Origin of the sequence: Flavobacterium collinsii (assembly GCF_902804485.1) — a bacterium.
GTDB classification, from domain to species: domain Bacteria; phylum Bacteroidota; class Bacteroidia; order Flavobacteriales; family Flavobacteriaceae; genus Flavobacterium; species Flavobacterium collinsii.
In genome coordinates this window covers 1-9,255 of record NZ_CADCST010000106.1, presented here as the reverse complement: position 1 = coordinate 9,255, position 9,255 = coordinate 1, and the positions used below count along the sequence as shown (strand labels likewise).

Here is a 9,255-nt window from a genome sequence, read left to right as displayed (position 1 = left end):
TGAAAGACCACATCAGGGAATTGATGGAAAAAAGCCAATTGAAATGATAAATCCGTTACCGAAATAAGTAACTTTTACAATTTCGACGAAGGAGAAATCTTCGATAGTAGCTCGACAAAGATTGAGCGTTTCTTGTGGAGATTTCTCCTTCGTCGAAATGACAGAAACGAGGTAAAACAGCCCAGCTAACCAACTAAGTTCTAACCACCATAAATAGCCCTCCACATGAAAATTAAACCCTTTCTATCCGTTTTGCTTTTTGGAAGCCTGTTTGTCCATGCACAAAATAAACCCACCATAAAAGAGTATAAAAAAGTATTCACCACCTACCCTTTTTCAGATCCTGATCCGATTCCGAAACCGGATACTAAAGTGTATCCGTATTTTCGATTTGACGGTTTTACCGATAAACCCATACAAAAAGAATGGAAAGTAATCGAACTCGAAAATGATTACATCAAACTCATGATTCTTCCTGAAATAGGTGGAAAAGTATGGTCGGCTGTGGAGAAATCAACCGGAAAGGACTTTATTTACAACAATCATGTGATTAAATTCAGAGATATTGCCATGCGCGGCCCCTGGACTAGCGGAGGTGTTGAGGGGAATTATGGCATCATCGGACACACTCCCAACTGTGCTACTCCTGTTGATTATGTCACCTTTACCCGAGCGGACGGAAGTGTAAGTTGCGTGATCGGCGTGCTGGATCTGCTCACACGAACATCATGGAAACTGGACATCAATTTACCCAAAGACAAAGCTTATTTTACCACAAATTCCTTCTGGTTCAATTCCACCGAAACCGAGCAACCTTACTATACCTGGATGAATACGGGTATAAAAGCCTCCCAAAATCTGCAGTTTATTTACCCCGGACAAAGTTATATCGGACACAATGGCGAGCACAATTCGTGGCCCATTGACAAGGAAAATGGCAAAGACCTATCCTTCTATAAAAACAACGATTTTGGCGGTTACAAATCCTATCATGTCTTTGGTAAATACGACGATTTTTTTGGTGGATATTACCATGATGAAGATTTTGGAATGGGAAGGTATGGCAATCACGATGACAAACCCGGCAAAAAAATATGGATTTGGGGACTGTCACAACAAGGAATGATCTGGGAAAAATTATTAACCGATACCGACGGTCAATACGTAGAAGTTCAGAGCGGAAGGCTCTTCAATCAGGCAAGTGAAAACAGCAGTTTAACCCCTTTCAAGCAACGTTCCTTTGCCCCCTATCAAACCGAATTGTGGACGGAATACTGGTTTCCGGTAAAACAAATCAAAGGGTTCGTAAAAGCTAATAATTATGGCGCTTTAAACGTGAAAAATGAAAACGGCTGGTTGAAAATCTATTTTTCCCCGCTTCAAAAACTAAACGAAAAACTGGAAGTCTTTGACAATGGAAAAAAAATATATTCAAAAGATATATCAGTAAACACTTTGCAGTCCTTCAAAGATTCGATTCAGATTGCAGTTGACGAAAATAAACTTCGATTGACACTTGGCAGTACTAAATTGGTTTGGAATTCGGCTCCGGAAGATGGAAATCTGAATCGTCCGTTGGAAACTCCAAAAGATTTTGACCACAACTCGGTGTACGGATTATACCTTCAGGGAAAAAACTATCTTAGTTTTAAAGATTATGTAAAAGCGGAAGAAAAACTAACCGCCTGTCTTCAAAAAGATCCTAATTATGCTCCTGCTCTGGCTGATTTGGCCATTTTACAAATTCGTAAATTCCAATATCGTGAAGCTGTCCACTCAGCAAGTAAAGCTTTATCCATTGATACGTACCACCCTGCTGCCAATTATTATTACGGACTGGCCAATCTGCATTTAGGCAATACTACCGATGCCAAAGACGGTTTTGATATCGCAGCAGCAAGCGTTGAATTCCGAAGTTCTGCTTATACCGCTTTAAGCAAAATTTACTTTACAGAAAACGATCTTGCAAAAGCAGCAGAATATGCCGAAAAAAGTTTGATAAACAATCAGGGCAATTTAGAAAGTCTGCAAATACTCGCCGTCTTGTACCGTCTGCAAAACAATAAAACTAAAGCAGTCGAAATTCTCAATACGATAAATAACGTTGATCCACTCAACCATTTTGTTAGTTTCGAAAAATACCTTTGGGAGTCTTCTGATGCCTCCAAAAAACAGTTCACTTCTCTAATTCAAAACGAAATGCCACAGCAAACCTATCTTGAATTGGGAATTTGGTACGAACAAATTGACCGCAAAGAAGAAGCGCTAAAAGTACTTTCGCTTGCCTATCCAAATGCTGAAATTGAGTACTGGAAAGCTTATTTAGAAAACAAAGCTGTTGATTTAAGCAAACTCCAACCCGACAATAGTTTCCCTTTCCGTGGAGAAACAGCCGAAATTCTGGAAAAACTCATAAAAACCAACCCTCAGTGGCAGTTGAAATACCATTTGGCGTTAATCGAATGGAACCGCGATAATAGTTCAAGAGCAAAAGACTTGTTTTTACAATGTGCCAACCTGCCTGCTGATCCGGCTTTTTATGGGGCCAAAGCTTCGCTGTTTAAAAATGACAACCAACTGGTTTTATCCAGTCTTCAGCAAGCCATTAAACTGGATCAGCAGAGCTGGAGATATCCTAAACTTTTAACCGAATATTACATTGCTCAGAAACAATTTGATAAAGCCCTTGCCACCGCAGCTTCTTTCTATAAAAAACATCCCTCTAATTATGTGATGGGAATGTTGTATGCCAAAACGCTGCTTCTGAACAAAAAATACGCTGCTGCCGATGCATTCTTAACCCAACTGGAAATTCTTCCGTTTGAAGGCGCTACAGCAGGGCGACAATTGTATCATGAAGCAAAACTGATGCAGGCTTTGGCTGAAATGAAAAACAAACAATTCAAAAAAGCATTACAATTTATTTCAGACGCCAAATTATGGCCCGAAAATTTAGGAGTTGGAAAACCATACGAAGAAGATATTGACGAAAGACTGGAAAACTGGCTGAATTATCAATGTTATACCAATCTGGGGGATCCTGAAAAAGCACAAACGGCTTTACAAAAAATTACGATATTTACCCCAAAGGTAGACAATACGGTTATGAATTTTCTGCCTGCCAATCAATTGATTTCGGCCTGGGCAATCGAAAAAACTTCTTCCACACAAAAAGCACAGGAGTGGCTGCAAAAACAAGCCAAATTATATCCTGACAATAAAATTGTGCAGTGGTCTCTTGAAACGTACACTAAAAAACAATCTAATATTTTAACAGAAGATGAAAAAGATGGTGAAGTCCGAATTATAGAGAAACTTTAAAATACTTTCGGTAAAATTGTATTTTCGAAATAAAAATACGAGTTTTATAGCAAGTAAAATACATTTTTGAAGCCTTAACAACTATATTTCAACCGCTTTAATAATAATAATAATAATAATAATAATAATAATAATAATAATAACTCGTCGGGGATAAAAATGATTCAACACATAGAAACATAGATTTTAGGTCCAAAAAGAGAACAGAAAAGGAATAAATTTCTTTCACATAGAAGGTTAGGTGTATTTAAATGAAGTGAAACGTCTTTTTAATGAGTACAGAACCTATATTGCTATGTGTTAAAATGATTTACACCCAACAGCGAATAATAGTTTAAACAATAATCAATCAAAATAATCATTCTAAAAACCAAACAATGAACAAACACTTTTTAAAGTATTCACTTTTCAGTCTTTTCCTTGTGGCAGGTCAAAATGCGATGGCCCAAAATAGCGATCAGACTAAAAACCCATTATCCGTTTATCAGGTTACGCCTTTAAAAGTAAATGACCTTGTGCATACCAAACTCGACGTATCCTTTGATTACGGAAAACGTTATCTATATGGAAAAGCATGGCTTACCTTAAAGCCTCACTTTTATGAAACCGATTCGCTTAGACTGGATGCGAAAGGAATGGATTTTAAAGCAATTGCTGTTGTTGATGGTAAAAAGACAATTCCGTTAAAGTATACTTATGACAACGAACAGCTTCTTATAACTTTAAACAGAAAATATAAAAGCACCGAAAAATACACCGTTTTTATCGATTATACTGCAAAACCAGATGAGTTAAAAGTCAAAGGAAGTGCCGCAATTACCGATGCAAAAGGATTGTATTTTATAAACCCTGACGGAAAAGACAACAAACCAACTCAGATCTGGACACAGGGCGAAACAGAGGCATCATCGGCATGGTTCCCTACCATTGATAAACCCAATCAGAAAACAACTTCTGAAATTGCCATGACCGTTGATACCAAATACACTTCGCTTTCAAACGGAAAACTAATCTCTCAGAAAGACAATAAAAATGGTACCCGTACTGATATCTGGAAAATGGAATTACCACATTCTCCTTATTTGTTTATGATGGCTGTGGGGGATTTTAAAATCTACAAAGACACTTATAACGGAAATGAGGTAAGTTATTACCTTGAACCAAAATACGCGCCATTTGCTAAACAAATTTTTGGAAAAACTCCAGACATGATGAAGTTTTACGGAAAAATGCTAGGCGTTGAATATCCTTGGGGGAAATATGCTCAAATTGTAGCCAGAGACTACGTATCCGGTGCAATGGAAAACACATCAGCTACACTTCACGGTGAACACGTACAAAAAACCGAAAGAGAATTATTAGACGATAATCAGGAAAGTACCATTGCCCACGAGCTTTTTCACCAATGGTTTGGTGATTATGTTACCGCCGAATCCTGGTCTAACCTAACCATGAACGAATCTTTTGCCACTTTTGGAGAGGTACTTTGGCACGGTCACGATGAAGGACAGGATGCTGAAGACAGATCTCGTTATGAGAAATTGCAAAACTGTCTGCGTTCTTCAAAAGACGGAGTTAGTCCACCATTGGCACGTTTTCATTATGGAAACAAAGAAGATATGTTTGACAACATCAGTTACTCAAAAGGCTCTATCATATTGTATGCTTTAAAAAATCAAATGGGTGATGATGCCTTCTTTAAATCTTTGAATAAGTATCTTACTACCAATGCCTTTAAAACGGGAGAAAGTCATCAATTGCGTTTGGCAATGGAAGAAGTAACCGGAAAAGACTGGAATCCTTATTTTAACCAATGGTATTTTCAGGGAGGAAATCCAATTTTAAATGTTGAATATGGCTATGCCGATGGAAAAGCTACAATTGCCGTAAAACAAATTCAGGAAAGTTCAGTGCAAACCTTTACCCTTCCGCTAAAAGTAGATTTTTATATTAATGGAACTAAAGTCAGAAAAGATATTGTAATTGATAAAAGAGAGCAAAATTTCAGTTTTGACCTTCCTTCAAAACCGGATTTTATAGATCTTGATCCTGACAAAATTCTGGTAGGTAAAGTGATTGACAATAAAAAAATATCCGATTACCAATATCAGTACAAAAATGCGCCTTCATTCTACAACCGAATTGAAGCGATAAAATTTGCAACGAAAGACAAAAGTCATGAAGCACAACTTATTCTTCTGGCTGGACTTCAAGATCAACAAGAAGACTTGAGAACGCTTAGCATCAAAGGAATTGATCTGGGAGACAGTCAAATAAAAGAAGCAGCTCTTAAAGCCTTACTGAACATTGCCCAAAACGATAAAAAGACATATACAAGAGCTACAGCACTGATAAAGCTTGCAGGAACCGGAGATACAACTTACAAGAATTTAATGATTGAAAGCGCTAAAAATCAGTCTTACAATGTGGCTGCAGCAGGAATCTACGGACTATCCAAATTTTCACAAGATGAAGCGGATAAAACCTTAGCTGCCTTAGACGAAGACACTAAAAATCATATAACACCACTGCTTAAAAGATTCAACAATCAAAAGTAAGCAGCAGGCTGGATTGCAATACAGTATTGCCAGTGTTATTTAAAAACAACAAAGGAACAAGGTTTTATAATTAGTACTTAAAAATTTTTGTTTCCTATAGCCTCTCTGATCTTATGGATTGGAGAGGCTTTTTTGGGTTTAAGGGAAGTGAAATTTTACAAAATTAATGATCCATCAAAATCTAGAAAAAGACTGCGAATTATTTTCTTTAAAATAATCCAACCATTCATGACCAATCTTATCCAATGAGAATTGCTCAACACTTGCTAAAGCGTTTTCCTTGCAATTAAAATAGCTTTCTTTATCGGTAAACAAATGATTCATTGATTCCATAAGTTTTCCAAAATTTTGATCTTCTACCAATAAACCATTGTGACCATTAATTATAATTTCACTTGGTCCTGTATAACAATCAAACGAGATAACCGGTGTTCTGCAGGCAAGAGATTCTATTAAAACATTAGGAAAACCTTCATTTCTGCTGCATAAAACAGTACAATAAGCGTTTTTATAATACGGAAAAGGATTTTTTAAAAAACCTTTAAATTCAACTAAATTTTCCAATCCTAATTGTGAACATAAGACTTTATAGTTTTCCTCCTCAGTACCGGTCCCAATAATAATAAGTTTAACTCCTTCTTTAGGCAAAATAGATTTTGAATAAGCAATAATTAACTGATCAAATTGTTTTATTCCGTTTAGTCTTCCAACAGCCAAAATATAATCAGTATTTATTTCCTCAATCGAATCATCTTTTAACACATTAATAGATTCCAAGTTTACTGGATTATAAATATAATCAACCTTTTTGCTAATTTTTCGCTGTAAAAGAGCCTCCTTTATAGCCTTAGAAACGCCAACAATCTTTTGATTTCCATATATCAATTTGCATAAAAAAGATGATTTAGGAAAATAATAATCTATTAGCCCGCTATGCACTGTATACACTACATTTTTTGGATATAAAAATCTGGAAATCAAAAGCTCCAGAAAGAAATCGGACCTTAGTCTAAAATCAATAATAAAATCAAACTTATTCTTCCGAATAACTTTCTTCATCTCCCTTCTGGTATGAATAATATTTATTGAACCTGAATAATCGTAAGTTATCAAATCCCACAACAAAATATTATGAACCTCTATTCCTTTATTTTCAAAAAAAATTGACAATAAAGCATGTATCTTTTCAACACCACTATTCGCCAAAGTATTACCAATCAAAGCTACTTTTTGTTTTTTAACTGTCATGTCAATGCTTTTTTATATATTCTTTCCAACATCAGATTAAACATTACAAAAAAAATCAAAATTGCTACTCTAAGTGCGTACACTTGATGTTTGTTTAATCCTCATTTCAAAATGATATTACCTTAAAAATTGTCTTCTATAACCTCATCAATAAAAAAAATTAGATTTTCTCTACTATAGGCTTGTGGATATTCATAACCATTTATAAAAATAGCAGGGGTAAAATTATAGTCATTATCTTGACACCATTTATTTTGCGAATAAAATATAGTGTCAAACTCATCTGTTGTATCTACACTAAATAAGCCAAACCAATTCTTTAAATTTTTATTTTCAAACCAGTTTTTCAAAGCTTGCATAAAAATCTTTTCTCCGTTTAGCATATATATATGTATCAAACTTCGAAACAGCTTTCTATTATCTTCATTTTCATCCTCAAAGTTTGTTTTTAATATGATTCGTACTTGCAAATCATTATAATGTTTCTCCAAAATAGATTCAATTATTTCATGAGCTTCTTTACAATAGCTACAAAAAGGGTTAGATATAATCGTTATTATAGTTTCACTTTCTGCATTTCCTAATATAATAGGTGTATTAGATAGTATTATTTTGGGTTTAACTAAAAGATTATTTTTAAAATTCTCATAATTACGTTCAAATCTAATAGCTTTAAGCAACTTCCCCCTTAACTCCTTCTGTTTATTCAATACTTTTTTTATTTGTCCCCAAATTGCCAGAGTAAAAACAAATGAAAAAAAGAATAATAAACTTGCATCTAAAAGAAAAACAAAACCGAAATCAATAAAAAAAACAAAAACTAATTCTGTTAAAATAATTAAAATGATAGCTAAACAAATTGGACACCATTTTTTTTCAACAAATTTTTGATAATATATCGACGTTAAAATAAAAGGGATTGAACTTAAAAGAAATATCTTTTCTAAACTAAAAAAACTAGCCACTTTATTATTTAACGTCAATAAAAATAAGGCTATTAACTGCGAACTAAAGAACACAATACTCAAATCACTAAAATTTATAACTTCAAAAATTTTCCATTTCTTTGAATCTACAACACTAGCACAACTTGTCGATTTTGTTATATTACAAAAATTATTAATCAACTTACTTTTAGTCCCAAGCAAATCTTTAAGTGCAGCAATGGAAAATAGAACTCCAATAGCAGAAAAAAGAAAAAACAAATAGATAGGCAAAACAGTTTTAGAGCTATACAAAAAAAATAAGAATAGGATTGCTATAATTCCAAATAGAAACCAATTATAATTTTCTTTATTTTTTGTAGAAACATCTTCAAAAATTGATTTTTCTACCAAGAGTACAATTTCTCCCCAACCTTCTTCAAGTTTTTTTTTTGAGATTAAAATTCTTCCCCTTTCTCTGACAAGAAAATAATCTTCCTTTTCTTTTTCTATAATGTGGAACTGCGGATTACCAAAATCTTCAGCAAATAGCGCTATATATCTATTGGGTAATATTTCAATTTGCGTTTTATCTATTTTTGCGGAAAGATTTTCAATATTAAAAAAACTCAACGTATCACTAATAGCTAATAATGAGGGATAGTCTGGATGTGATTGTATCTGAAACTCGAATTCAGTTTTATCAATATAAATACGCTCCTTCTCCAAGTATTGAAAAAGGTTACTAAAACTTTCAGTCATAAAATCTCGTTTTTACTTTACATTTTCAATTAAATAATTATCTAGTTCTTGAATGGTAGGATTTTCAGCGATAATTATTCCATCTAAATCGATCAAAAAAGTGGCGGGTATTGTATTCACTTCATATCCTTTTAATATACAACTTGAAAATTCTTCAACTTCAAGAACATTATCCCATTGTATCTTTTCTTTTGCTGATGCAGATAACCATTTATTTTTGTCTTTGTCAAGAGAAATACTTAAAATTTTAAAATTCTTATTCTTATATTTCTCAAATACTTTAGTAATTTCTGGAATTTGTTTTCTACAAGGCTCACACCATGAAGCCCAAAAATCTAATAGCAATATTGATCCTCTAAATTGATTAGTAGAAATTATGACTCCATTTTCATTTGGTAACATAAAATTCATCATTGACTTCCCAACTTTAGAAGCTTCAATAG

At 34.0% G+C, this 9,255-nt stretch carries 5 protein-coding genes; 2 read left to right on the top strand and 3 right to left on the bottom strand.

The features are described from left to right. The first annotated feature begins 225 nt into the window (after window positions 1-225). Both FLA105534_RS17140 and FLA105534_RS17135 read left to right on the top strand, forming a co-directional pair. Window positions 226-3,321, top strand: a complete 3,096-nt coding sequence (locus FLA105534_RS17140) for a DUF5107 domain-containing protein (RefSeq protein WP_173967317.1) — start codon at window positions 226-228, stop codon at window positions 3,319-3,321. Window positions 3,322-3,698: 377 nt separating this feature from the next. After that, the gene (locus tag FLA105534_RS17135; RefSeq protein WP_173967316.1) at window positions 3,699-5,879 is read left to right on the top strand and encodes a M1 family metallopeptidase; all 2,181 of its coding nucleotides are present in this window, start codon (window positions 3,699-3,701) and stop codon (window positions 5,877-5,879) included. Between the two features lie 174 nt (window positions 5,880-6,053). Here FLA105534_RS17135 and FLA105534_RS17130 read toward each other — a convergent pair whose 3' ends face one another. The 3 genes from FLA105534_RS17130 to FLA105534_RS17120 all read right to left on the bottom strand — a co-directional run. Further along, window positions 6,054-7,127 carry a glycosyltransferase gene (locus tag FLA105534_RS17130; RefSeq protein ID WP_173967315.1) on the bottom strand — a complete coding sequence of 358 codons (1,074 nt, stop codon included), beginning with the start codon at window positions 7,125-7,127 and terminating at the stop codon, window positions 6,054-6,056. A 122-nt stretch (window positions 7,128-7,249) separates the two neighbouring features. Continuing rightward, window positions 7,250-8,812: a vitamin K epoxide reductase family protein gene (locus FLA105534_RS17125; RefSeq protein ID WP_173967314.1), complete on the bottom strand. Its 1,563-nt coding sequence runs from the start codon at window positions 8,810-8,812 to the stop codon at window positions 7,250-7,252. A 12-nt stretch (window positions 8,813-8,824) separates the two neighbouring features. Continuing rightward, on the bottom strand, window positions 8,825-9,255 hold a 431-nt coding region (locus FLA105534_RS17120; protein WP_173967313.1), incomplete at its 5' end, for a TlpA family protein disulfide reductase.